At 42.9% G+C, this 23441-nt stretch carries 38 protein-coding genes and 2 pseudogenes; 8 read left to right on the top strand and 32 right to left on the bottom strand.

Translation table 11 applies throughout. The features are described 5' to 3' along the window. The first annotated feature begins 8 nt into the window (after positions 1-8). The 6 genes from BKL49_RS04760 (at position 9) to dapB (ending at position 3595) form a co-directional block, all read left to right on the top strand. Complete coding sequence (locus tag BKL49_RS04760; RefSeq protein WP_077423467.1) at positions 9-452, top strand: YcgN family cysteine cluster protein; 444 nt, start codon at positions 9-11, stop codon at positions 450-452. 107 nt (positions 453-559) lie between these two features. Next, positions 560-1033: a 6,7-dimethyl-8-ribityllumazine synthase gene (ribH, locus tag BKL49_RS04755; RefSeq protein ID WP_077423466.1), complete on the top strand. Its 474-nt coding sequence runs from the start codon at positions 560-562 to the stop codon at positions 1031-1033. 5 nt (positions 1034-1038) lie between these two features. Continuing rightward, positions 1039-1473, top strand: coding sequence for a transcription antitermination factor NusB (gene nusB, locus BKL49_RS04750; protein ID WP_077423465.1), 435 nt, complete (start codon positions 1039-1041; stop codon positions 1471-1473). A gap of 176 nt (positions 1474-1649) precedes the next feature. After that, positions 1650-2135, top strand: a complete 486-nt coding sequence (locus BKL49_RS04745; protein ID WP_077423464.1) for a phosphatidylglycerophosphatase A family protein — start codon at positions 1650-1652, stop codon at positions 2133-2135. A 2-nt stretch (positions 2136-2137) separates the two neighbouring features. Beyond that, positions 2138-2767 carry a LysE family transporter gene (locus BKL49_RS04740; RefSeq protein WP_167367115.1) on the top strand — a complete coding sequence of 210 codons (630 nt, stop codon included), beginning with the start codon at positions 2138-2140 and terminating at the stop codon, positions 2765-2767. Between the two features lie 15 nt (positions 2768-2782). Beyond that, on the top strand, positions 2783-3595 hold the full coding sequence (gene dapB / locus BKL49_RS04735; protein ID WP_077423462.1) for a 4-hydroxy-tetrahydrodipicolinate reductase: 813 nt from the start codon (positions 2783-2785) through the stop codon (positions 3593-3595). Here the strand turns inward: dapB and yfaE are convergent. Further along, positions 3590-3838, bottom strand: coding sequence for a class I ribonucleotide reductase maintenance protein YfaE (yfaE, locus tag BKL49_RS04730; RefSeq protein ID WP_077423461.1), 249 nt, complete (start codon positions 3836-3838; stop codon positions 3590-3592). The genes dapB and yfaE overlap by 6 nt on opposite strands. Positions 3839-3881: 43 nt before the next feature. On the opposite strand from yfaE, the gene BKL49_RS04725 reads away from it, so the two are divergent. Then, positions 3882-4568 (top strand): hypothetical protein, encoded by a 687-nt coding sequence (locus BKL49_RS04725; RefSeq protein ID WP_077423460.1) that lies wholly within the window; start codon positions 3882-3884, stop codon positions 4566-4568. Positions 4569-4790: 222 nt separating this feature from the next. Here the strand turns inward: BKL49_RS04725 and BKL49_RS04720 are convergent, their stop codons facing one another. The 20 genes and pseudogenes from BKL49_RS04720 to BKL49_RS04645 form a co-directional block, all read right to left on the bottom strand. Continuing rightward, a complete protein-coding gene (locus tag BKL49_RS04720; RefSeq protein ID WP_425271870.1) occupies positions 4791-5918 on the bottom strand; it encodes a Gfo/Idh/MocA family protein in 1128 nt (375 codons plus the stop codon). Positions 5919-5984: 66 nt separating this feature from the next. Continuing rightward, positions 5985-6173, bottom strand: a complete 189-nt coding sequence (locus BKL49_RS12655; RefSeq protein ID WP_244151955.1) for a hypothetical protein — start codon at positions 6171-6173, stop codon at positions 5985-5987. A gap of 43 nt (positions 6174-6216) precedes the next feature. Then, positions 6217-6540 (bottom strand): annotated as a pseudogene (locus BKL49_RS12650) (ABC transporter permease); the annotation flags it as partial. Between the two features lie 5 nt (positions 6541-6545). Further along, the gene (locus BKL49_RS12645) at positions 6546-6866 is read right to left on the bottom strand and encodes an ABC transporter permease (RefSeq protein ID WP_244151954.1); all 321 of its coding nucleotides are present in this window, start codon (positions 6864-6866) and stop codon (positions 6546-6548) included. A gap of 15 nt (positions 6867-6881) precedes the next feature. Continuing rightward, positions 6882-7061 (bottom strand): hypothetical protein, encoded by a 180-nt coding sequence (locus BKL49_RS12640; RefSeq protein WP_244151953.1) that lies wholly within the window; start codon positions 7059-7061, stop codon positions 6882-6884. Positions 7062-7096: 35 nt separating this feature from the next. Next, a complete protein-coding gene (locus BKL49_RS04710) occupies positions 7097-7960 on the bottom strand; it encodes an ATP-binding cassette domain-containing protein (RefSeq protein WP_279625911.1) in 864 nt (287 codons plus the stop codon). Beyond that, positions 7944-8120 (bottom strand): ATP-binding cassette domain-containing protein, encoded by a 177-nt coding sequence (locus BKL49_RS12805; RefSeq protein ID WP_279625910.1) that lies wholly within the window; start codon positions 8118-8120, stop codon positions 7944-7946. Before BKL49_RS12805 ends, BKL49_RS04710 begins: the two co-directional genes overlap by 17 nt. Then, a pseudogene (locus BKL49_RS04705) lies at positions 8107-8947 on the bottom strand (hypothetical protein). The gene BKL49_RS12805 and the pseudogene BKL49_RS04705 overlap by 14 nt, the downstream one beginning before the upstream one ends. A gap of 57 nt (positions 8948-9004) precedes the next feature. Beyond that, positions 9005-9112, bottom strand: a complete 108-nt coding sequence (locus BKL49_RS12880; RefSeq protein ID WP_143530812.1) for a Com family DNA-binding transcriptional regulator — start codon at positions 9110-9112, stop codon at positions 9005-9007. Positions 9113-9254: 142 nt separating this feature from the next. Next, positions 9255-9716 (bottom strand): enoyl-CoA hydratase, encoded by a 462-nt coding sequence (locus tag BKL49_RS04695; RefSeq protein ID WP_077423457.1) that lies wholly within the window; start codon positions 9714-9716, stop codon positions 9255-9257. Continuing rightward, positions 9701-10441, bottom strand: coding sequence for a tail fiber assembly protein (locus tag BKL49_RS12485; RefSeq protein WP_208607799.1), 741 nt, complete (start codon positions 10439-10441; stop codon positions 9701-9703). Before BKL49_RS12485 ends, BKL49_RS04695 begins: the two co-directional genes overlap by 16 nt. A 33-nt stretch (positions 10442-10474) precedes the next feature. Further along, on the bottom strand, positions 10475-11704 hold the full coding sequence (locus BKL49_RS12635) for a phage tail protein (RefSeq protein WP_244151952.1): 1230 nt from the start codon (positions 11702-11704) through the stop codon (positions 10475-10477). A gap of 86 nt (positions 11705-11790) precedes the next feature. Next, the gene (locus tag BKL49_RS12625; RefSeq protein WP_244151951.1) at positions 11791-12093 is read right to left on the bottom strand and encodes a phage tail-collar fiber domain-containing protein; all 303 of its coding nucleotides are present in this window, start codon (positions 12091-12093) and stop codon (positions 11791-11793) included. A gap of 3 nt (positions 12094-12096) precedes the next feature. Beyond that, positions 12097-12636 carry a phage tail protein I gene (locus tag BKL49_RS04675; protein WP_077423456.1) on the bottom strand — a complete coding sequence of 180 codons (540 nt, stop codon included), beginning with the start codon at positions 12634-12636 and terminating at the stop codon, positions 12097-12099. Further along, complete coding sequence (locus tag BKL49_RS04670) at positions 12626-13540, bottom strand: baseplate assembly protein (protein ID WP_077423455.1); 915 nt, start codon at positions 13538-13540, stop codon at positions 12626-12628. Before BKL49_RS04670 ends, BKL49_RS04675 begins: the two co-directional genes overlap by 11 nt. After that, entirely contained in the window at positions 13540-13875 is a 336-nt protein-coding gene (locus tag BKL49_RS04665; RefSeq protein WP_077423454.1) for a GPW/gp25 family protein, read from the bottom strand. The genes BKL49_RS04670 and BKL49_RS04665 overlap by 1 nt, the downstream gene beginning before the upstream one ends. Next, complete coding sequence (locus tag BKL49_RS04660) at positions 13872-14408, bottom strand: phage baseplate assembly protein V (RefSeq protein WP_077423453.1); 537 nt, start codon at positions 14406-14408, stop codon at positions 13872-13874. The genes BKL49_RS04665 and BKL49_RS04660 overlap by 4 nt, the downstream gene beginning before the upstream one ends. A 138-nt stretch (positions 14409-14546) precedes the next feature. Then, the gene (locus tag BKL49_RS04655; RefSeq protein WP_077423452.1) at positions 14547-14831 is read right to left on the bottom strand and encodes a type II toxin-antitoxin system RelE/ParE family toxin; all 285 of its coding nucleotides are present in this window, start codon (positions 14829-14831) and stop codon (positions 14547-14549) included. Then, positions 14824-15003 carry a hypothetical protein gene (locus tag BKL49_RS04650; RefSeq protein ID WP_077423451.1) on the bottom strand — a complete coding sequence of 60 codons (180 nt, stop codon included), beginning with the start codon at positions 15001-15003 and terminating at the stop codon, positions 14824-14826. Before BKL49_RS04650 ends, BKL49_RS04655 begins: the two co-directional genes overlap by 8 nt. Before the next feature lie 87 nt (positions 15004-15090). After that, complete coding sequence (locus BKL49_RS04645; RefSeq protein ID WP_077423450.1) at positions 15091-18006, bottom strand: phage tail tape measure protein; 2916 nt, start codon at positions 18004-18006, stop codon at positions 15091-15093. A 98-nt stretch (positions 18007-18104) separates the two neighbouring features. Here BKL49_RS04645 and BKL49_RS04640 point away from each other — a divergent pair, with 98 nt between their 5' ends. Next, on the top strand, positions 18105-18317 hold the full coding sequence (locus BKL49_RS04640; protein ID WP_077423449.1) for a hypothetical protein: 213 nt from the start codon (positions 18105-18107) through the stop codon (positions 18315-18317). A 1-nt stretch (position 18318) separates the two neighbouring features. Here BKL49_RS04640 and BKL49_RS04635 read toward each other — a convergent pair whose 3' ends face one another. The 11 genes from BKL49_RS04635 to BKL49_RS04585 all read right to left on the bottom strand — a co-directional run bounded on the left by BKL49_RS04635 (position 18319) and on the right by BKL49_RS04585 (position 23426). Next, positions 18319-18780: a phage virion morphogenesis protein gene (locus BKL49_RS04635; RefSeq protein ID WP_077423448.1), complete on the bottom strand. Its 462-nt coding sequence runs from the start codon at positions 18778-18780 to the stop codon at positions 18319-18321. Then, entirely contained in the window at positions 18780-19247 is a 468-nt protein-coding gene (locus BKL49_RS04630) for a phage tail protein (protein ID WP_077423447.1), read from the bottom strand. The genes BKL49_RS04635 and BKL49_RS04630 overlap by 1 nt, the downstream gene beginning before the upstream one ends. Further along, positions 19244-19459, bottom strand: a complete 216-nt coding sequence (locus tag BKL49_RS04625) for a TraR/DksA C4-type zinc finger protein (RefSeq protein WP_077423446.1) — start codon at positions 19457-19459, stop codon at positions 19244-19246. Before BKL49_RS04625 ends, BKL49_RS04630 begins: the two co-directional genes overlap by 4 nt. Continuing rightward, positions 19456-19722, bottom strand: a complete 267-nt coding sequence (gene lysC, locus BKL49_RS12620; protein ID WP_077423445.1) for an Rz1-like lysis system protein LysC — start codon at positions 19720-19722, stop codon at positions 19456-19458. The genes BKL49_RS04625 and lysC overlap by 4 nt, the downstream gene beginning before the upstream one ends. Continuing rightward, complete coding sequence (locus BKL49_RS04615; protein WP_077423444.1) at positions 19637-19987, bottom strand: chemotaxis protein; 351 nt, start codon at positions 19985-19987, stop codon at positions 19637-19639. Before BKL49_RS04615 ends, lysC begins: the two co-directional genes overlap by 86 nt. Beyond that, a complete protein-coding gene (locus BKL49_RS04610) occupies positions 19972-20490 on the bottom strand; it encodes a lysozyme (RefSeq protein ID WP_077423443.1) in 519 nt (172 codons plus the stop codon). The genes BKL49_RS04615 and BKL49_RS04610 overlap by 16 nt, the downstream gene beginning before the upstream one ends. Then, a complete protein-coding gene (locus BKL49_RS04605; protein ID WP_077423442.1) occupies positions 20471-20698 on the bottom strand; it encodes a phage holin in 228 nt (75 codons plus the stop codon). Before BKL49_RS04605 ends, BKL49_RS04610 begins: the two co-directional genes overlap by 20 nt. A gap of 1 nt (position 20699) precedes the next feature. Continuing rightward, positions 20700-20909, bottom strand: a complete 210-nt coding sequence (locus BKL49_RS04600; protein ID WP_077423441.1) for a tail protein X — start codon at positions 20907-20909, stop codon at positions 20700-20702. Continuing rightward, a complete protein-coding gene (locus BKL49_RS04595; protein ID WP_077423440.1) occupies positions 20909-21421 on the bottom strand; it encodes a head completion/stabilization protein in 513 nt (170 codons plus the stop codon). The genes BKL49_RS04600 and BKL49_RS04595 overlap by 1 nt, the downstream gene beginning before the upstream one ends. A gap of 285 nt (positions 21422-21706) precedes the next feature. Then, the gene (gpM, locus tag BKL49_RS04590) at positions 21707-22363 is read right to left on the bottom strand and encodes a phage terminase small subunit (RefSeq protein ID WP_077423439.1); all 657 of its coding nucleotides are present in this window, start codon (positions 22361-22363) and stop codon (positions 21707-21709) included. A 4-nt stretch (positions 22364-22367) separates the two neighbouring features. Further along, positions 22368-23426 (bottom strand): phage major capsid protein, P2 family, encoded by a 1059-nt coding sequence (locus BKL49_RS04585; protein ID WP_077423438.1) that lies wholly within the window; start codon positions 23424-23426, stop codon positions 22368-22370. Positions 23427-23441: the final 15 nt, after the last annotated feature.

Raw genomic sequence — 23441 nt, 5'->3', positions numbered from 1 at the left:
TCATTTCTATGAAAAATTTAACCCCCAATTTTTGGCAAACCAAATCCCTGCTTGAGATGACAGAATCTGAATGGGAAGCATTATGTGATGGTTGCGGCAAATGTTGTTATCGGAAATACATTCAAGGGCGGCGCAAACATCAGAAACTTTATTACACCCGTATTGCCTGCAATTTATTGGATCTTGAAACCGGCAAGTGTGCTAATTATACGCATCGTTTTCAAATCGAAAAAGATTGCACAAAATTGACGAAGAAAAATTTGCCGGATTTTCATTGGTTGCCAAACACTTGTGCTTATCGCCTCATTTATGAAGGTAAACCTTTACCGAATTGGCATCCATTAATTTCAGACGATCCGCAGGCGGTGAAAAATGCCGATATATTAATTGCCAATGGTATTCACGAAAAGGATGTAATTGATTGGTTTGAATTTGTGATTGATGAAGTATAAAACCATTTTTATTGCAAAGAACGGCAAGAGATAAATGCTGATAGTCAATAATTTTTATGCTAAAATCCGCCACCGTTTTTATCATTATGAAGAATATAGGAAAAAATATGAAAGTTTTAGAAGGCGCAGTTGCCGCACCAAATGCAAAAGTTGCCGTGGCTATTGCCCGTTTTAACAGTTTTATTAATGAAAGTTTACTAGAAGGTGCAGTAGATGCCTTAAAACGTATCGGTCAGGTTAAAGACGAAAATATTACGATCGTGCGTGCGCCGGGTGCCTATGAATTGCCGTTAGCGGCACGCCGCTTGGCAGAAAGTAAAAAATTTGATGCGATCGTAGCACTTGGCACGGTTATTCGTGGCGGTACGGCGCATTTTGAATATGTTGCAGGTGAAGCCAGCAATGGTTTAGGCAAAGTGGCTATGGAGGCGGAAATTCCGGTGGCATTTGGTGTGTTAACCACGGAAAATATCGAGCAAGCCATTGAACGAGCCGGCACCAAAGCAGGTAATAAAGGGGCTGAAGCGGCATTAACCGCCCTTGAAATGGTCAATCTTCTTCAACAAATTGACGCGGCATAGTGCTTATGACTGAACAAAAACAAGTGAAAAAGCCTTCTGCCCGCCGCCGTGCGCGTGAATGTGCGGTTCAAGCCTTATATTCTTGGGCGATTTCCGGTAATAATGTTGAACAAGTGGAACTTGCCTTTGTGCTTGATCAAGATATGGATGGGGTGGATAAACCTTATTTTCGTAAATTGTTTCGCCAAACGGTAGAAAATATTGATACCGTTGATTTTACTATTGAGCCTTATATTGACCGCACTTTTGATGAACTCGATCCCATTGAAAAAGCGGTGCTACGTTTAGCCGTGTATGAATTGCGTTTTGAATTGGATGTGCCGTACAAAGTGGTGATTAATGAAGCGATTGAGGTTGCAAAAGTATTCGGTTCGGACGACAGCCATAAATATATTAACGGTGTGTTAGACAAAATCGCTCCGGCACTAGGGCGTAAATAAATCCTCTTAACTTAAAATGGCGCGCGTTTACAACGCGTGCTTTTTTATTTGACACAAAATAATCAGTGGAGCCGCCACGCTTGGTATCCTGATTAACACTCAAGCTATTTCAATGGGTAAACATTTTTAGATAATAGACGTGGTTTCTCGTTTGGGTATTTTAGGGATGAAAATCAATGGAAAATAATCCTTTAAAACGTATTTCTTTAAAAAATCCCGTGCATTTACTGGCGGTGGGATTAGGCTCCGGCTTACTGACCCCCGCCCCCGGCACTTGGGGAAGTGCAGTAGGTACGATTTTAGGTGTCGCATTACTGATGCTTTGCGGCACAAAAATCTTTCTCATTTTGACCGCACTTTGCTTTGCGCTGGGTTGTTACCTCTGCCAAAAAACGGCGGAAGATATGGGCATACACGACCACGGTGCAATTGTATGGGATGAATTTGTCGGCGTCTTTATCGTTTTGTCTGCGGTACCGACACTTTCTTGGCAATGGATTGTCACGGCATTTGTGCTATTTCGCTTTTTCGATATTCTAAAACCTTTCCCAATTCGTTATTTTGATGAAAAATTAGAAAGCGGTTTTGGCATTATGGTGGATGATGTCCTCGCCGCCATTTATGCGGTAATGGTAATTCTTGTTGTACAAATTTGGATTTAATGATGTTGAATTTAATGATCGTTCATTTATTTGGTTTAATGACACCGGGGCCGGATTTCTTTTATGTAAGCCGAATGGCGGCGAGTAATTCCCGCCGAAATACAATCTGTGGCATTTTTGGCATCACATTGGGCGTGGCATTTTGGGCAGCGTTGTCAATGCTTGGTCTCGCCGTGTTATTTGCCACAATGCCCGCATTACACGGCGTGATAATGATGTTGGGGGGGAGCTATTTGGCGTACCTTGGATTTTTAATGGCACGAAGTAAAAAACACGCTCAATTTGAACCCGTTTCAGCGTTGGAATTAAATCAACAAACCACCATTAAAAAAGAAATAATGAAAGGGCTTTTGGTGAATTTATCCAATGCTAAAGTGGTGGTGTATTTCAGCAGTGTGATGTCGCTGGTGTTGGTGCATATTACGGAGACGTGGCAAATTTTGTTCGCTTTTTTCATTATTGTGTTGGAAACCTTTTTCTATTTTTATTTGGTTTCATTGATTTTTTCACGCAGTATTGCCAAGCGATTATATAGCCAATACAGCCGTTACATTGATAATGCGGCAGGTGTAGTGTTTTTGTTTTTCGGTTTATTACTGATTTACAATGGCATTAACGAAATTATTCATTAAAAAGAGGAAAGTAAAATGACAGTAAAAATGGCGATTGTCGGTGCCGGCGGAAGAATGGGACGTCAGTTGATTCAAGCGGTTCAAAATGCGGAAGGGGTAGAATTGGGGGCGGCTTTTGAGCGTAAAGGTTCATCTTTAGTCGGGGCGGATGCCGGTGAATTGGCGGGCATTGGAAAGCTAGGGATAGCGGTTTCCGATGATTTACTTTCACAAAAAGATCGCTTTGATATTTTAATTGACTTCACCCGCCCCGAAGGCACGCTTGAACACCTTGCTTTTTGTATCGCGAATAATAAGAAAATGGTGATTGGCACAACCGGTTTTGATGAAGCTGGTAAAACCGCGATTCAAATGGCGGCGGAGAACATTGCCATTGTATTTGCCTCAAATTACAGCGTTGGTGTGAATTTAGTGTTTAAACTTCTGGAGAAAGCCGCCAAAGTAATGGGGGATTATTGCGATATTGAAATTATCGAAGCCCATCATCGCCACAAAGTAGATGCGCCTTCAGGCACCGCACTTTCAATGGGAGAACATATCGCAAAAACCTTAGGACGTGATTTAAAAACTCACGGCGTATTTTGCCGAGAAGGAATCACCGGTGAACGCAAACGGGAAGAAATTGGCTTTTCAACCATTCGTGCCGCCGATGTAGTGGGCGAACATAGTGTGTGGTTTGCCGATATTGGCGAACGGGTAGAAATTTCCCATAAAGCCTCAAGCCGAATGACCTTCGCAAATGGAGCCGTGCGTGCCGGAAAGTGGCTTGAAGGTAAATCAAAGGGGTTATTTGATATGACGGATGTGTTGGATTTGAATAACTTATAAATCCAGCTCAATATCACTTTCCACTCGGCAACAGCATAGTAAAATTTCATCAGGTTGAATAAAGGCAAGGGGGGATTCCCGATAGGAAACCTTGCCTTTTTTGATCTTCACCCGACACGAACCGCAATAACCGCTGCGGCATTGATATTCGTGGTGAATGTGATGGCGTTCTAAATGATCGAGCAAACTGGTTTCATTATTGAAATCAAGGGTGATTTGGCGGCGGATTAAGTGGATTTTCATAATCAAATTGAAGATAAATTTTAGTGCATTATATAGGGAAACAATGAAATTTTTGATAAAAACTTCCGTGATTTTGACCGCACTTTGCTTAAGTGGGTGCAGTGCAATCAGTAAAGAACCGATAAAATCCATTGATATTTATGTGAAGCCTTATTATTCCGCCCAAAAGGGCAAAGCAGATAATGTGTTTGTACATCCTAAAATTGATCCGATGTTGCGTGCAAATACATTGGAAGACTATCAAAGTGCGGTCAAATTTGTGGAAGAAAATCCGGCGCGAATTTCACCGATAACAATGTTTACGCTGGCAGCACGAGCTTATGATTTCGGCTTACGTGATGAGGCGGTAAATTGGTATTATCGAGGGCAAAATCGTCTTATTACGACACTTTATGTGCTGGGTTTACCAACACAGACCGTGGCAGAAAATACCGGATTTAGCCAATTAGTCGGGCAATTTATTAATCCCTATGCTTTTTGTGATTTGAAAAAACAGCGTAAAGCAGCAGAAGAAGCGATAAGTTGGACGATCTCCCATCCTTATGAAGTGCTTTTTATCACAGCATTTCCATCAAAATTTCAAGATCGCACGGCAGCATTAAAAGAAGCGGAAGTTAAATTAAAAGCGCGTTTGAAAGCTCAAGATGACTTTTTTGCCAATCCTCAAAATAAGGAAAAGTGGCAAAAAGAGCGGTCGGAAAATTTTGTAAATCAGCGGTTCTGTTGGTAAGAACAAAAATCCCTTAATCTTTTGATTAAGAGATTTTTATATACGATCAATTAATTTAATCAGACGATTATATTTTTCCGTCTCTCTAAATTGAAAATTTACGCTGGCTCTTTTTAATAATATTCCATTAAATATTTATTTAGGCATACGCATTACTCTCTTTCTATTTTGTGTATCTGGTACATATTTCCCCAAGATTTGGTTATTTCTTCGGTAGATCATTTATGATGAATAATTTATATCTATCCATCGCCGTTGTTGTGCAGATATCATGATTGCTTCTAAGATTTTTGATACGTTATATCCTTCTTCAAAATCAGGATATATTGAGTTATTGGTCGCGATACCATTGATTAAATCTCGAATTTCAACACTTTTTTGCTCATTGAATCCAACGCCATGTCCGGCACTAGCACAGAATGCAGCATAATCAGGATGTGTTGGCCCAACCAAGATAGTTTTAAAGCCTTGTCTTGATGGTGTGTCATTGTGAATGTAAAGTTTAAGTTCTGCCATTCTTTCTTGGGTGTAAATCAATGTTCCTTTTGTTCCTGTAACGGTATAGGTTAGCCCCATTTTTCGCCCACAAGCAATACGGGAGCTTTCAATCGTACCCATTACACCATTAGAAAACCGTATTAAAGTAGAGGCTTGATCTTCATTTTCTACCTGTATTTTTTGTGTTGGATTATGGGGATCGGGACGTTCGGTAATTATAGTTTGAATATCGCCACAGACGCTTACAATTTGTTCACCAACTAAATAATGTGCCATGTTGATGATATGTGCGGCAAGATCGCCTAACGTACCTAAGCCGGCTTTATCCTTGTAACAATGCCAATCTATCGGTGTATTAGGATTTGCGAGATAATCTTCATTATGTGTACCGTAAAAGTGAATGATTTCTCCGATTTCACCATTTTGAATAATTTCTCTTGCTAATTGAGTTGTAGGATTCTTAATATAATTAAAGCCGACCATCGTTTTTACACCAGCTTTTTTGGCCGCTTCTACCATTTCTTTAGCATCATCGGCTGTTAAAGCTAACGGTTTTTCCGAGTAAACGTGCTTACCATTAGCAATAGCAACCAAGGCAATTTCTTTATGTAGAAAATTAGGTGTGCAAATATCTACTACATCGACATTTGGATGGGATACCAATTCTCGCCAATCACCAGTGGCGTGAGCAAAACCGAACTCTTTGGCTTTTTGTTCGGCGAGATTTTGATTAATTTCTGCTAGATACTCTAGTTTGATATTTGCTTTAAGTGGGAAAAGGGTTGCTACTTGAGCATAAGCAATAGCGTGACAACGTCCTATATAGCCAGTACCGACTAAGCCGATTCTAATGGTTTCATTGTTGCCTCCTGAATATGAGTTTACGAATATTTATTAAAAAATAGCCATTGTGAGGAGTTAAATTGCCCCTCGATGACTTTTTGCATAAGTATCAAAGGTGACGGCTAGAATAATGATCACTCCCATTATGATTTGTTGGTAATAAGCGGAGACATCCATTAATACCAAGCCATTGATTAACACCCCTATAATGATTGAACCAAAGATAGTACCGGTGATTTTGCCGTAACCACCCAATAATGACATACACACTTACCAGCGTACGGTTGATATTCACTCCAGCGAGGTGAGCCGCTTCGCGATTGTCTCCTACGGAATAGACGTAACGTCCCCAACGGGTTTTGTGCAACGCAAAATAACCAAGTATAGCAATAAGCGCAAACAGTAGGATTGGTACAGGTACGCCAAGCAGATCGCCTCTTCCCCACCAGTGATAATTGGCATCAAAACCAGCAATAGGGGAACCGTTATTGATGACTAAGGTAATTCCACGCCAAATGGTCATTCCTCCAAGGGTAACAATAAATGGCGGTAGTTTAAGTTTTGTTACACCCAGTCCATGTATCCAGCCAATAAAGGTACCAAGGATGAGGCAAATAACTAAACCAATCATTCCACTCATCCCACCCACGATCCAGGTTCGATAGTAATGGCATTACCGCCTTTGATAATATAGGCGGCAAACATTGTAGTTACTGCTAGAATTGACCCAACGGATAAATCAATACCTGCAGTTAAAATAACAGATGTCATTCCAACCGCCATAATCCCAAAAATAGATACTTCAGTTAGAACATTGTAAATATTACGTTGAGAAAGAAAAGCTTTATTTTGAGCTTGGAAGAAAATTAATACGCCAAAGCGTTCAAAAAAGGAGATAAAATCAATTTTACCTTTTTCATCAACTATACCTAAACATTTTAAAAATTGAGTAGACATAAATTCCTCACAGATTTAATTGTTACGCTGTACGCCTATTGCCATCATCGACATTAATTTTTCTTCAGTTGCTTCATCACCGTGAATTTCACCTGTTACCCTTCCTTCAGAAAGGGTAATAATACGGTCGGAAATTGCCATAATTTCCGGTAAATCAGATGAAATCACTAAAATGGCAACTCCCTGTTTTGTCATATCAAATAGCACTTGATGAATTTCAGATTTTGCTCCTATATCAATTCCCCTGGTTGGTTCATCAACAATTCTTCTGGTACGAGCGCGATCCCTTTTTCAAGCGCATCAAGCGGTGAGGTGGCTTGATAGGGTTTGCCATTGAGTGTCAATACATCTGCGGTATATTTCTCAAGTCCAAATAGACAACGGGCGATTTCAGTTCGTCCGGTACCGACTAAGCCGGCAATACCCAATATTTCGCCTTGATGAATACTAAAAGAGATATCATGTAAAGCGATACCGTGCGGATCAAGTATCGGTTTTTCCCGTGTTAGATTTTTTACGGTAAGTACAATCGGTTTATCGGCATGATGAGTTTCTTCCGAGGGACGGCGGGTAAAAGCCACCTCTCGCCCAACCATCATTTTTATAATGTTATCCACTGAAGTGTCTGAAACATTACCTTCCCCGACATAACATTCGTCTTGAAAAACAGTAAAACGATCACATAAGGCAAACACTTCATTTAAACGGTGGGTTATATAAATAACACTAACACCACGTTTTTTAAGATCTCGCACGATTTTATGGAGTGTTTCTACTTCTTTATCGCTCAATGCGGCAGAAAGTTCATCCATAATAATCAGCTTGGTATTCAGCGTCATCGCTCGGGCAATTTCTACCATCTGCTGTTGAGCGATACTTAAACGGGCGACCTGAGTATCCGATTTGATATTCAACCCTAAATTATCCAACACCATTTGAGCTTCTTCATTCATTATTTTTTCATTGATAAATAGGCCATGGGTTGGCTCTCTACCGAGAAAGAAATTCTCTGCAATGGTCATATTTGGTAATAAATTAAACTCTTGATAAATGGTCACAATCCCTTTTAATTGGCGATCAAAAGGGGGAATCATGCAATGAAAGTACTTCACCGTTGAAGATAATTTCACCTCTTGTTTGAGGCTGCGCCCTGGAAAGCGCTTTGAGTAAGGTTGATTTGCCAGCCTCATTTTCGCCAAGCAGCGCATGTACTTCCCCTGGTTGCATGGTTAAATATGCTTTATTTAATGCCATAATAATCCTGCTTGCAGATATAACTCGCACTTGTCTGTAACGTTATTCGTTTATAGTCTTCAAACGCTTTCCAGTTTTGCCATTTATCTTCAACCATCGCTTCGATAAAGCGGATAAACTCGCTTTTAGTCGAGCTAAAAAAGATGTACGGCGGGCGGGTTAAATGTATCAACCTCAAGAAATCAACCAAATCAAAGTAAGTCGCTTGTTTATAGCTTTCTTGCTTTGTACATAAATATGGCGGATCTAACACAAATAACGCTTTCGGATTGTCTGTAAGTTTAGGTAAGAGCGTATGAAACGACTCCCGAATAATCTCAACTCCGTCTAAATAACCGTCTGCGCTTGGATAATTAGATTGACGAATACAACGCCAAAAATCATTTTTGAATAGATCTTCGAGCGTGCCGACTTGCTGACCACTAAAAAGCAACCAACTCGCCAAGCAATTTAAGTCCTTTATATCCCTCAAAATTTTGAATGATTTTGACGAGTTCTGCCTTTAATACCTTTGGCATTCGTTTGTTTTTTGGCGTACCGTCACCGATTGCAGCATAAAGTTGTGAACGCAATGCGTTAGTGTCATCAATATGCGCTAATCGCTCGGCGTATCCGTCAAAGTCATTGTAAATCACTCTCGCCTTGGGTTTGATATGTTTTGCCGTGTGACTTAATAAACCCGAACCACCAAAGGTATCAATAATAGTCCAGTCTTCGCCGTCACCGAGAATATTTTCATTAAGAACGTTTTCAAAATGTTTCAGAAACATTCGTTTTTGACCGACAAATGGGAGCGGGGCTTGTTTGAAGATAGTTTGATTTGCCATAGTTTTATTCTATGGCATTCCGGCACTCTTAGCTTGGTGCTCCGATACTCAAATTTGTTAAAATTGATTTAAAGTTTTACAACGCACGCATTTAATTTCTAAGCGTTGTACATTTTCTGCTCGTGCAAGTAATTTTTTACAGCACTTGCACCGGATTTCTTTCATTTTTTGCATATAAGCATTTCCCACTTTTAATGGTTTTGTTAAAATCCGCACGCCTCGCGAGGCAGGCGGCAGATGGCTATATGCAAGCTAGGATTGCGTAGCTGGCACAGCGGGTGCGGTAACACCTACTGTGTCGCCGTCTTCATTTTTTAAAGATAATTGCTAAGTCATTAGGACTAAACCTCCATCCATTGTCCGAGTTAAATATCACATTAAAACACCACTCGCTACAAAAATACTTGCTTCTTTTTTGCTTGATGCCGAATACAATCCCCAACACGCCCCACCAGTCATATTTCGCCCCACAAGTGCGGTCAAAATACGCCTTAATTTGGGCTTCGGTGAGGTTATCGATTGGGATTAAATCCCACTTTGAACTGTCGGCAACGTTGATTTGTTTACAACGCACGCCCCCGTCCCGAGGGCTTGAGCTGTAACAATCATAAACAGGGCGGTAGTCATATTGTCCCCATTGTTCTAACCGTTCAACAACTAACTCACAGTGCGAATATTGACCTTTTGTAAAAAAACGAATAATACTGTCTTGCAGCCGTTCAACGAGATTTTTAGCTTTGCCTTTGTAAATGGCTAAATAGATTGCCATTTGTCAATCTCCTTACTAATGTTTTCCAGTTCTTCTAAAGTTTGGGCTTGTTCAATATGGGTTTCAAAATTCTGCTTAACGGCAAAGGTTTTGCCCATAATGATTGCAAACAAATCCGCTTTTTCGATAACTTTTTCCTTGAGTTGCTCAATATTGACTAAATCGTCCCGCCCCTCGAATAGTTCGGTCAATAACATCAACGGTAATTCGCCCCGTGCTTCACGTTCCTGTCGATAAAAACTATCAATTTCAGCTTGGGAATAGCCCAGCAAATACTGTGCTTTTAATTGGTCGGTTTTATCTGCAATGTGTTGTAATAACGCTGTTTTTCGGTCGGTTAAAAGTGCGGTCAGTTTTTCCTGCGAAACTTCCCAGCAACCCGCATCTTCATTCCACATGTCGTATTCGCTATCCGGTTTGAGTGCGGTTAAATTTTGGGGGATTTCCCCGAGTTTTGAGATGATTGTTTCTGTTCGGGTCGATTTGTCGTAACAGATTTTGCCTCGGTGGTCTGCAATATACTCCCAACCCTTGTCGGTGCGGATAATCGCAAAACCTGCTTTATCCTGTAGCGGAGCATCTAAAAATGCTCCGGCGCTTAAACCGGCGCCAATACTCACATATTCATTTTCACTGTGATGGTAAATGCCTTGGCTATCTACCACATAAACGGTTACTTCGCCACTTTTAAGGGCAAAGCCTTCTGCGTTAAACTGAACGGTCATTGTCATTCCTTTTATTTTTTGTTAAATAGTGAATTACCCAGCTAAACAAATGTACTGAAAAGCGATATTGCGAGGACGGGTTTCGCCTGCGGTTCGTTGGTCGGTGTTATATTTAGCACTAGCGCGGTAAGTTCTTGCTATCCCATTGTCGGCGATATTTGGATTATTTCCATTATTGCTCCCTAATGCACTAACACGAATTAATGCACCATCGATTTTTCTATTGCCACCGTTATCTAAGAATACTGATTGAATATCCTCTTCCCACTTTGATGAGTCGCCATTCTGTGTTGGCAATAAATGGAAATGGTCTTGAATGGCATCGCTTTGAGAACTTAATAAATTTCGTCCTGCATCTACGTTTCTTCCGTTATCCCAACCCCGAATAAATTCCCCCCGTAAATCGGGTAAATAGCCTGATGGATAACGCTCCGCCAAAATAGGATAACGATTCTTATCGAAACGAGAGCCATTCATCGCCAAAAAGCCTTCGGGAACATTACCGAGCGGATAGGGTTGTGGTATGCCAATTAAATGCCTTAGCATGACAGCTTGAGATAATGACTTGCCTTGAGCAATAAAATCTTGTCCGAATATTTTTCCGTTTTCGTACACGGCAGCAATTTCTTGCTTTTGAGTCAAATTGAAAAAATGAAAAGTACCATTGGAGTTAAATCCTATCGCTGCTACATCATTGCCTATTAAAGTATCGTTTCCTATTTTGATAGGACGTTTCCAATCCCAGTTGCTTAGACGAATGCTATCTACATACTCCGAATTAGCTAATGCTAATCCGTTTTTTAAACGGACAGTTCCTACGAAATTTTTTATCCCGTTGATATCAGCATTGCCATCAAGGGGAATGCGGCTATTGACATCTTCTATTGTTGCAAGTGTGGCATTTTTTTTGGGTAACCCTAGTACGTTTAAGTTGTCGCCATTCGCATTTCTTAGAATAAAATTACCAAAAGTATCAGAGCCTAATGAATAAGGTTTATGCTCAAATAAAATTCGCTGTCCAGCGCGGTTTCGCAATTCAATGTTGGAGTAATCACCATAATCAATAATCAGATTACCCGTCATCGTATCGCCTGATTTTGAAACTCGTTCGTTGGCGTTATCGTTTGCAGATTTTACCGCCGCACTTGTTGCAATGGTGGCGCTACTTGAGCTATTGGTAGCGTTGGATTTTTTGCTGTTTGGAATGTAATTCCCAAGGCTTCGGGTGAGGCTGTCAATCAGTCCCTTAAATTTTTTAATCACTTTCAGTGTTGGAGCTTTAGTCTCGTCATCGCTGTTATCGTCATTTGAGAGTTGTACAATCCCTGCTTGACTTGTCGTAGCTTTGTCTATTTTGTGATTGTGACCGCTTTCATCAAAGCCATTTTCGTCGTAGCGGTGATAGTTTTCGGGGTGAGTTGTTGGCGGGGGACAAAAATCACACTGTGATCGACACTTAATGTGACGGCACTCACTGTTGCACGGTGCTTTTCACGCACAAGGGAAGTGCGATTGGCAGTTGGCGTAACGGTTTGTCCGTTGCCATCGCCCACGGCAAAGGTGGTAAGTTGTAGCGGTTGGCTACTGCTGATGACTTTGGCAAAAGCGGCAGTGCCGTAATCTGTTAAAAGTGCAAAATATTGTGATGCCATAAATTATCCTTGTGGGTAAAGGGTGGTGATTTCGCCTTCTTGTTGTCCGATAAAGGTGTTCAATGCCCCTGTTGGCGAAATGGCGATAGCGAGTTGTGTCAGGTGGCGAGAGACGGGTTTGACATCATTCACCAAACGCACCAACTCATTGTAAGTTTGTTCAGTCAAGCCGCTTTCCGGCACTTCAACGGTTAAACTAAAGGTGCCGGGTTGTCCTTGCGGTTGGGTGTTAAACCATTCTTTTAATTCAATCAAATAGCCGATAGGCTCAATCACCCGTTTCACGGCGGCAATCGTGCCTTTGTGTTTATGCACAAAATAAGATTGCTTAATGGCAATGCGTTTGACTTCGTCTGTCCAATGTTCGTCCCATTTATCCACCGAAAACGCCCACGCTAAATAGGGCAGGAGTTCGGGTGGGCAACGGTCGGGGTTGATTAAATCCGCAATAATAATGGGATTCTCGACCGCACTTTTGAGGATTTTCGCTGCCCGTTTTTCAAGGGGTGTTGAGCCAATGGGCAATAAATGGTTAGTAATCATCGCTGGTGACTATTTCAATATTGATGTTGGTGCAGTAACCCGATTTTGAGCTTGGCAGCACAATATCGGTGGTTGGGGAAAGCAGTTCTACCCGTTGCACACCTTCTAAATGTAAAGCGGCGTAAATGCCGGATAGGCTAATATCCCGTCCCAGTCGGCGTTTTTCTTCCGTGTAGGCGGTAAGTTTTTTTAAGGTTTCCGCTTTGATTGGTTCATATTCCGGGCCACGATATAAATGCAGTTTGGCGTGGATTTGATAAGGATTGATCACCGCACTTTGTATGGTGACACGGTCGCCAATAGGGCGGGTGTTTTCATCGTTGAGTTTTTCCCGCACGGCGTTGAGTACTGCCTCGCTTGCCGTGCCTTGTCCGATTCGGCTTAAAATGGTGACGGTAACCTGTGCCGGTTCGGGTGAAACCACGGAAACATCCGCCACTTCAGGATGAGCAGAAAGGGCGTGAAACACATAAGCTGAACGCGGCCCTGCAACCGAAAGCCCCTCAAAGGCTAATTGGGTGCGCAGGCGTAGGGCGGTGTCGTCTTCCAAAATGGCAGGAATGGGCGGTGTAACGCTGTTATCTTCTGCTTGGATGACTTGGCGTTGCACGTTGTAATTTGCCGCAATCACATCTAAATCGCTGCCGGTGGCATAAGCCAACATTGTGGCTTGTGCCGCTTGATTAATACGTGAGCGTTCCAACAACTGCAAATACACGGCTTCTTGCAATAATTTGGTAATGGGTTCACTTTCAAGATTGAGCCGTGCCTGCCAAAAGGGCTGCTCTTCCGGCGGATAGAGGGCGATAAATTCCGCTTTGCGTTCGGCAAGTAAGGTTTCAAAGTTTAAATCTTCAAGCACTTTGGGGGCTTCAAGTTTGGATAAATCAACAAGTTCGCTCATTATTTGCCACTTAGTAATAATTGTTCGTTTCGGATTTCTTGATTGTTTTTGCGAAAGCGTGCCACATAGCTTGCATTAATGCCGCCTTCAATCGGCTGCGGTTTAAATTGGGTGATTTGCACGCGCGGTTCCCAACGGTTGATCGCCGTAACCGCACAAGCGGCAAGTTGTAATAAAAGCGTGCGATTAATCGGGCGGTCAAGCAACATTGGAATAAGACTGCCATATTCACGCCGCTGCAGGCGGGAGCCAATGGGCGTGAGCAGAATATCTGCAATAGATTGTTTGATGTGAGCGGTTTCGTCCGCTAACTGTTCGCCTGTGTATCGGTTCATTTTGCTTTGCCTGTGTCTTTACCGTCACCTTGCTCAAGGTGTTTGTGATTTTGTAGGCTAATTTTGCCGCCTTTTACATCACCGCTTGCGGTGATGCTGCCTTCGACTTTTACATTGCCTTTGATATTGACGAAGGGGCAATCAATATTGATTTGGTTTGCTGCCGTAATATTGGCGACTTTAATACCGCTGACAGTCAATGCGCCTGTGGCTTGGTTGTATTCAATGATTGCCCCGTCTGCAAATTGAATGAGGTGCAAATCTTGGGAATGGCTTGGGCTGTTTTGGGTATAAAGCCCCACAAGCACACAAGCCGTGGTAAATTCACCACTTGCCGCCAAAATGACACATTGCTCGCCTATGGTTGGCGGCGACCACGTTTGGGTTGTGCCGGCACGAAAGGTTACAAAGGGTAAAAAATCCGTCAGAATTTGACCGCTCTTTACCCGCGCACGGGCTTGCGCATAATCCACTTCGGCAATCAGCCCAAAGCGGATCAGGTTATCAATTCGGCGGTTGATTTCGGCAGACATAGGGTAGATTGTGATGATGTAATAAATAGCCCTATTGTTGGTGAGATAAAGGAAGATTGCGAGGGTGGGGGCGTGTGAAGTGTGGGGTAACAAAAAAAGCAAGCGTGAGACTTGCTTTAGATAGAAAAAGGAAAAGATTTAGGGGCGAGGATATAATCGGCGGGAGTGGATAATAGTTTGAATATATACTTCACCGCCGACAATATCATAAACGATACGATAACCACGGCAAAAAGCTTCACGGCGGTTATCTTGAATAATTCTGCCTGCGGCCATAGGCATATAGGCGATCACATCAATTTTAGCAAAAATATCATCGGCTAACTTAATTCCGCTTAACTCATAACCCGTATATTCAATAACGTTTGAAACAATCTCGTTTAAGTTACGATCGGCTTCTTGGGTAAAGATAATCTTAGCCATAAATCAATACTTCACGTTCAGTATCTTCAAGTTCTCGTGCTTTTTTTTCGATTGTTTTTTGCAGATGTGCTTTAGTTTGTTCTAAAGTAAATACGCGCCCTGCAGCAACGTCCGCTTCACCACGTTTAATACTTGCTGCTAAAAATTCATCATAGCCTTTTTCTTTGAACATTTTTCACACTCCTATGGGATGGATAGGTTCGCTACTATAACCCGAGTGATTTTTTTTATCAAACAAAAAAGGGCTTTCGCCCTTTTGTTACCCCCTGTCGCGTAAGCTGTTGCGTGCGCGTGCCTGTTGTTGGTTTTGGATGCGTTGAAATTCTTTTGCCACTTGTTGTGCAATCATTCGCTCGTCCATACCTTGTGCGGCATTAATGGTGATTTGCACTGTCATTGGTTGGGTGACTTGTGCGGCAACGGGACGTGCTGAAATGGGCGGTCGGCTATCAGCCTGCACCGGTGCGGCCGTGGCAACACTTACGCCCAAGCCGCCTGCAATTAAGGCTTGTTTGCCATAATTGAGGGCGTTTAGGGTGTGAATGCCAAGGCGTGAGGTCGCCTCTTTTGTCATCACATATTCGCCGCCGTGAACAATCCCCATTGGTTGATATTTACCGCCGTTGCCGGTGTAGCCGCCTGCTGAATAGCCTTTCACTAATCCGCCTTTCCAGTGTTGTAAATTAGGATCGCTTAGTAGTTGCATAGTTTTGCCTAAAATACCGTCCCCAAAAGCCTTTTTGATTCCTTCTTCTTTTATTTGTTGGGCTTGTTCGGTGATTTGGTTTCCTTTATCAAGGGCGTTACTGATACCTTCAATACTTGGCATATGATCTAATACCCATTGAATGCCATCTTGTAATAATTTCAACGGTGTGAGCGCGAGATCAATTCCTTTTGCTACCCATTCACCAAATTTTTTACCGGCACTTGCGGCGGCATCTAAATCTTTTTGTGTGCTTTGAACCGGCGAGAGCAAATCCATAAACCATTTCACGGCTTTTTCAATCCAGCCGACTACAACGCCAAATAGATCGCCCAACGGTTTAAATTTTTCAATAACCGGTGCAAGCCCTGATTTTAATCCTTCCCAAAAACCACCGAAAAAGGCTTTGATTGGTGTCCAATATTTATAAATTGAACCGGCTATTATTCCAACTGTTGCAATAATAACTGCCCCTAAAGGCGTGAAGGCAAACATCAATAATTTAAGTGGTGACAATAAACCGCGTAGAATTGAGCCATCGACAGTTTTGAAGGACGCACTAATTTTAGGCAATAAAATTTTTAGCTTTGACAAGCCAAGAAATAATCGGGCAATAGGATAAACCACAAAACTTAATGCAAGGCTTAATGCGCCGAAAGCAGTAAGCGTTGTGCCGATTGCACCCGCAACAATAAGAATTTTTCTTGCGAGTTCCGGATTAGCTTCTATCCACGCTTTGACCTTGTCAATGATCCCCCCAATTTTAACCATTACTGAATTTAGTGTAGGTGCAAGCACGCCTCCAATCGTTGCTTTTAAATTGTAAAGTTGGTTTTCAAAAATCTGTGTCGATGCCGAAAGGGCTTTCATTCTTGTTTCAAACTCTCTCGCCATTGAGCCTTTTGCTGCCTCGCTATTGGCAAGTTTAATTTGTCTACGCCATTCTTCGGTATTTGTCACTAATTTTGAAATGGTTTTAATATGCGGAATCCCCACAAGTCCTTTCATTACATCAGTTTGTTCACTGTCTTTTAACCCTTTGATTTTTTCGACAATCAACATCAATGTGGCTTGTGCATCTTTTGCCATTCCACTTGCAATTTTTTTCGGATCTAACCTTAATTTTTTAAGTGCGCCATCCACTTCTTTATGGTTTCCTGCCACACCTAAACGGGTAAAAATCGTGGTAACGGCTGTGGCACTATCTTCTTCTGCCGCGCCTAATGTTTGTAATGTTGAGCCAAGAGCAGCCATATTTTTATCGGTGATTTTGGCAATGCCGGCAATACCTGCCACTCTGTTCATATAGCCTATAATGCCCGTACCTTTAGAAATGGTGTTATCGTCCAAATAGTTGATCGTATCGGCAAGTTCTCTTGTTTGTTCTTGAGTGAGTTTAAAGTTTTTACTGACTTTTCCGAACGCCTCAACCATTTCATCCGGATTGGTTGCATCAAATGCAGTTGCCATTTGTGTGTTAATCCGCACAAATTCTTCCAGTTGCTCTTTCGGAATATCCATTCTTGCCGCACTTTCAATCATATTGGCGATTTGAACAGTGGTTAGCGGTAGCGTTTTTGATAGATTTTGGATTTTCTTTTTCCACTCATCAAATTCAGGGGTAAAGTTTCCGAATTCATCTTTTAAGCCCGGAACTTGGCGTGCCACACCAATCATTGCATCTTCAAAATTCATAAAATCTTTGGTGACGTTGGCAAGTGGAGCGGTGATAGTCGCACCGGCTGCCATAGATTGCGCACCAATCATTTGCGCTTTTCCGCTGATTTCTTTTAGATTTTCGACTTGCCCACGATATTTTTGATAGGCAGCCTGTTTAGCGTTTAATTTCGCTAAGCGTGCTTGTTGTTGCTCAATGGTTTTATTGGCTGCTTTAATTTTTTCAGCAAGCAAGGTTTCTTGTTGGGCAAAATGCTTTGTATCAATCCCTGCCTCTTTCAACTTGCGCTTTAACTCTCGAAGTTGTAAAAGTTGTTTGGCTTTTTCACGGCGACCGGCTTTCCATTCAGCATTTTCTTTACTTATTTTTCTGCCGGTTTCGCTAATGCTTCCTTGTAGCTTTTCATATTGTTTGGTGAGATCGCCAATTTTGACACGGACTGCCAAGGCTTCGGCAACCTTTCCCTTAGAAATTAAACTTGAATGATAAAGCTCGGCATCTTTAATTTGACCTTTGAGATCAACCCGCTCATTTTTCATTTTAGAAATTTTATTGCGTAGGTTATCTAATTTTTTGGCGTGTTTATTGATTGCCTCGGTGCTTTTATTTATTTTCTCTGTGGTGCGAGAAAATGAATTCATTTGATTTTGTACTTTTTCAAGTTCACGCAATGCTGATTTGCTATTTTTTAATTGTTCTGAAAGGGCATTGACACTTTTAGCCGCATTTTTTACCGGCGCGGAAATTTTATCAATGGCATTGAGTAATACGGTAAGCTGTAAATTATTCATAAAAACTCGCTTTTTTATTGACAAATTTTTGTGTTAGGTTTAATAATCAGCAAAATAAAGGGAGGAAATATGGCACTGATACTGGCATTGGCATTTCGTTGATTATCTGTTTAGGATTATTTTTTGCCGGAAGCCTCACTATTGCGGTGATTTCTGCTATTTTTAGTATGGCAACGGTTGCGTTTATTCCGATTGTGGCATTGGTTTTCGTGCTTTGGTTAATAACCGATAGTATTCTTTTATCTCTATTTATCACGATAATTTTGGGTTTTATTGTTGCCGCAATACCGGATAATAACGCTAAAGCCTAATTCAATTATGTGATAATTGAGTTAGCACCAGTTCTTCAATCAATTCTAAATCCTGTTCCGTAAAGCCCAACAATTCCCGTTGGGCATATTTTGTTTTAATCCCTTTCTTTCTATCTACCGTGCCCTTTAACCCATATTGATGCACCGTTGCAATCGCCGCACTTGAGCCGTTAAAGCCCACTAAAACCTCATTGCCGTTTGACCGCACTTTTAAATGGCGGGCGGTGCGCAACTTGGCGAACATTGCTTTGCGTTTAATGCGCCCCTGCTTTTTGCCAAAATGTTTACGGGGCTTGCGGGCTTCAAAGGCACTGCCGTCCGGGTTTTGTTGTCGGGCAATGCGTGCGGCTTGATTTTTTCGCAAGGATTGTCCGATGTTTTTTGCCAGTTTGCGGCGTGCTTGGGGCGATAAGTTGTTGATAAGTGCGGTTAATTTTGCTTGGATTTCTTGCACCGTTGCCATTAAACGTTCCCCTCAAAAATCAAATTATCCCAATCCTGCAAATACACTTTCACGCGGCGGGCTTCGTCAAGCACCGGTTCTTTGGCATAACGAATTTGCACGCCTTCAACCTCATTTTTAGACACCACCCGTTCGGTGAGTTGGATTTCAAAACTGATGTCGGCGGTGTTGTTATTGTTGTAATCTACTTCAAACTTGAAGGCATTTTCACGCCGTGCAGGGTTTTCAAATATTTCAGGCTGATTGGTGCGTAGGTAAGCAATGATTGGCACGACAAGGGCGGCAATATCACCGGCATAATCCGTGACAACCACGTTGAGGGTGTAGCGATATTCAAAGCTGAATGAATGGCTACCGGTGGCAATGATTTGACCGCCGTCAACATAAAGCTGCAGGCGGTCGGGATTGTTGATAAAGTCGGCGTGACTTTGTTCAAGGATGTTGCGTAGTTGGTTGGGCTTTTTCATTTTCTAAAGTTCCGTTGGCGTTTTTCTTCACGTTCTTGGCAAGTTACACAACGGGTTACGCCTACAATAGTTTGGCGGCGTTTTTCCGGAATGGGTGCCTCGCAATCTTCGCAATAAAGACGGCTGACCGCTTTAAACGTGCGGTGTTTTTTGAGGGCGATTTCACGGTGTATTTCTTCAAGCTGTTGTGCGCGGTCGAATTGGTCGGTCATTGGTTTTGTTCCTTTTGGTTAAAATCTTCGATGCATTTTTTTAGGCTGTCGTTTTCTATCACGCACAAATTTAGCCTGTGCTGTGTCTGTTGATAGGCTTCGGCGAGTTCGCCATTGGTGCGAATTGGTGGCGAAAACCGACCGCACTCGGCAACCTGCGGACAAAGTATCGGCGATTTAATGATTTGCGGGGGCGTTGAACACGCCGCGCACGCTGTCAGGCACAGGGCTATCAGCCCACGTTTGATGTTGTTTAAGCGCATTTTTTAAATCCTGTGTTTGTTTTGTTTGTTGGGTTTTGAGATCATTCACGGCGGCGGTGAGCTGTTTTTGCTGTTCGGCAAATTGTTGGACTTGATTGTTTAACGCAAAGTAAGCCGTTTGCCACTTAGCTTTGAGTTGTTCCTCTTTTATCATTTCGGCACGCCAGTGATTTGCCTGCCAACCAAGAAAAAGGATAACCAACCCCATCAACATTGGCCCGATGAATAAAATGCCTTTTTCTTTGAGGCTTAAAAAGTTAAACATAGGGCTTTCTCCTTTTGGCGGCGGTCAATTAAGCCGTTGAGCGGTTTACCGCCGGCATAAATCCAACGTTCAAATTGACCGCACATTGCGGGGCTGTAACCTTGACGGGCGAGTTTAAACAGGGTGCTGTTTTTGAGCTTTCCGCAACCGACATTGAAGGTGATCGAGGTTAAGGCATCAAATGCGCCTTGTGGCATTGTTTGCCCGTTGGCGTAGGTGTTGACACATTTTTCCGCCTGTTGTACGCCTTTGGCAAAGGCGCGGGCAATTTCTTCGTCTGTGTAAATTTTATTGGGATTGATTTTTTCCACCGTGTCTGTTGTGCCAATGCCAAAAGTGAGGACATCGGCAGGGCAGGTGTAGGGCTTACGTTGGCAGCCTTCGGCATTGCCGATTAAGAGCAAGCCTTGTTCTGATGTGCGAATTTCATTGCCGTGTGCGGCAATCACTAGGGCAACCACGGCAACCACCGAGCAACCCCATTTAGCGGCTTTTCTTACCATTGATTTTTCCTTCAATTTCCAGTTTTCTTAGTTCAAAATCTTTTTTCTTGTAATACCAGTTGACGATAAAGGTGGCGACAGCAATCAAAATACCGACCACCGAGGCGACATCCGCCCAGTTGATATTTGCGTACATATCGGCAATGCGCCCCATAATAAAACTCGTGAATGCGCCCGTGTAGGCGTTTTGAGTGGCTTTTTCGTGCATATCAGCTCCAAAGTTGTAAGGTATCTTGCGCCACGTTAATTTTTTCGGTGTCCGGATCAGGCAGGTTGACTTCTGTTCCAATAGGAATGACGGCCAAGTGCATTAAGTGCGGATTTAATTCGCAGGCAATTTCGAGCAAGCCTTGGCTTTTGCCGAAATGGCGATAAACGATGGCATCAAGATTGTCATTTTGTTGGGCGCGCACTTTCATTAAATCAGCTCCACATCAATTCGGCGGATTTTTAACAAATCGCTAATGGCAAAACGAGCGTCACGGCGCAGTTGGTCGATGCTGTCTTTGAGCAGTTCCATTTTCTTTTCGCCGTCATTGGTGTTGTCGTAGGCGGCGTAGCGTTCGTTCAAATTGGCTGCTGCAAGGCAAAGGACGGCACGGCGATAACGTTGCACCAAAATGCTTTCATTGTTGATACGTTGTGCCGGAATCTGTGCCAGTGTGCCGTGTTCGGCGTTTTCTTGTTTAAACGCCGCCAGTTCTTCGTTCACCGAGGCAACGGCTTCAATCAGCGCGTCAAGTAAACGGGTTTCTGTTACGGTGCCGTCAATGCGCATTTGATTACGACATTGTGCAAGGGATAAATCGGGGAAAAATGCCTCATTGATAATGAGATCATCATTTACACCGGAAGGGGTTTCGAGCCGCTGTTGTACTGCCCCCATTTCATAATTGGGGGCGAGTTTGATAGAAATTGCACCGTCTGACATTATGTTGACCTTTAAAAAAAGAGCGGGGTGGGGAGAATCAGTGCGGTCAAAAAAGGAGAAAAATTTAACCGCACTTTCTCCGCCCCGCGGCTGCGTGGTTTGCTTGGTTACGTTCTTTCTTGCTTGTGCAAGAAAGAACCAAAGAACACACCCCGACTAAATCGCTTTTCCGTGCTTAGAATGCATTTTTTGACGGAAAATTTGTCAACTCGCTACGCTCAAACAGTACAAATTTTCCTAAAAATTCATTCACGCTCGGGCGATTTACACGGGGCTTAAACAACATCAAGATTCACTGTCGTTTTTCTCAAGTTGTTTTCTTAATTTTTTAATCTCGCCTTTTACGCCGATGTTTTGATTTAATCCAAGTGCGCGTTCAAGATATTCAAGAGCTTGTGTTGGATTTTTCGGGGCGGTGAGTAACCCTAGTTCCCGCAATAACCTTGCCCGACTTTCATCCGGCATATCGCAATCGGCGGTCAGGCGGTTTGCCTGTTCCAAGTAGGCGACTTCAAAGGGTTGATTGGTCGCTTGTGCCGCCTTGGCTGCGTCAGCAAATTCTTCGGCGATAAGCGTGCCTAAGGTTCGGGTGAACGGTTCAGGCAGGCGTAAATCGTGAAAAATCGCATAGTTGGCAATGGTTAAGGCGAGGTGATATTCGCCGCAGTCAATCGCCCAAACACACCACATCATCAGCACGTTATCTTGCTTGCCGCTGCCGGTCGATAACGCGCCCTCAAGCCACGGCAGATAATCCGGCAAAATGCGTTTTTTGAAGTCTGCTTTGCGTGCCGTAGATTGGATTTGTTTTAAATCCTTTTTATGACGGGCAAGCAGACGGAGCATTTTGTCGTATTCGCTAAATTGGCTTAAATCTTCGGTTTCTGCCGCATTCGCTAAAGCGGCAGAGGTTTCCAGAAAATGACGTTTGGTTGGGCGCATTGGTTTATTCCGTTGCTTTTGGCGGTTCGGTCGGTGCGACCGGTGCTTCGACAATGGTGATATTTTTCGCCATTGCCACGGCTTCGTAGTTCTCAACCACATAGGCTTCGTTGGACGATAAATAATCTTCCACGCGGTTGCGTTCCGGCACGTCTTTAATGTGGCGGCGCACTTTGCCTTCCTGTACATAAATAGACAGGTTATCAAGCGAGGTAACAAGCACCGTACCTTTCGGGAAATACGGCACAGAAACAGCTTGTAAGCCGCCCACCCGTTTTTGGCTGATGACCGTATCACCGGCTAGCATTTCCGTTGGTTTTTCTTGGTTGATTAGCGGGAAGTATTTATCCGCCAATAAATCACTGCCCATAATGGCAACCAGTTTGGTGTCGTCTCGGTATTGGGCAGGGATAAAATCTTCTTTAAGCGCAAAAATAAGCGCGTCGAGGTTTTTGTAGGTTTTGCCTGCGCCCACTTCAATTTTGCCGCTGCCTTTGACTTCTTCTTTCATCACGCGGGCAGGGGCTTTTTCGTCAATTTGGACTAGCCAACCTTTATTGACATCTTCCAATAATGGATTTTTGACACGGTTGGTGGTTGTGGCAACACTTGCGCCGTTAAAGCCAATCATAATGCGGTCAAGGGCAATGCGTTCGGCTTTTAAGTTGCCAATGCGCGCCGCAAAATCAGGGAATTTCGCCCACGCGTCTAAAATCGGGTAGCTTAAATGGGTGTCGAAATTAGTTTGTACACAGTCGTAGATGTTTTCTTCAAGCGAGTGAATATCGGTGGTTTCACGGGCTTTTTTGTTGGTGTCGGTGCGGCTTGCTACCGGGCTTAATACACCTAAACGCAGTGTCGCCCCTTTCATTTCTTCAACCGTAATAACATTGATGCGTTTTAAGAAATCAGAATTTTCAAGCACCGCTTTTTCTAATTTTTGTTGAATGGTCGGCTCAATGGTAATTTGACCGCCGCTTGCGACAAAACTTTCGCTTACGTTGTTGTCTGCCGCAACGCCTGCAAGGTATTGAGTAAATTTTTGTTGGGTAAATTTTTTCATTGAGAAAATCCTATG

The sequence above is a fragment of the Rodentibacter myodis genome, assembly GCF_001999305.1.
Taxonomy (GTDB): Bacteria; Pseudomonadota; Gammaproteobacteria; order Enterobacterales; family Pasteurellaceae; genus Rodentibacter; species Rodentibacter myodis.
This window is presented reverse-complemented; position numbering and strand designations above follow the sequence as displayed.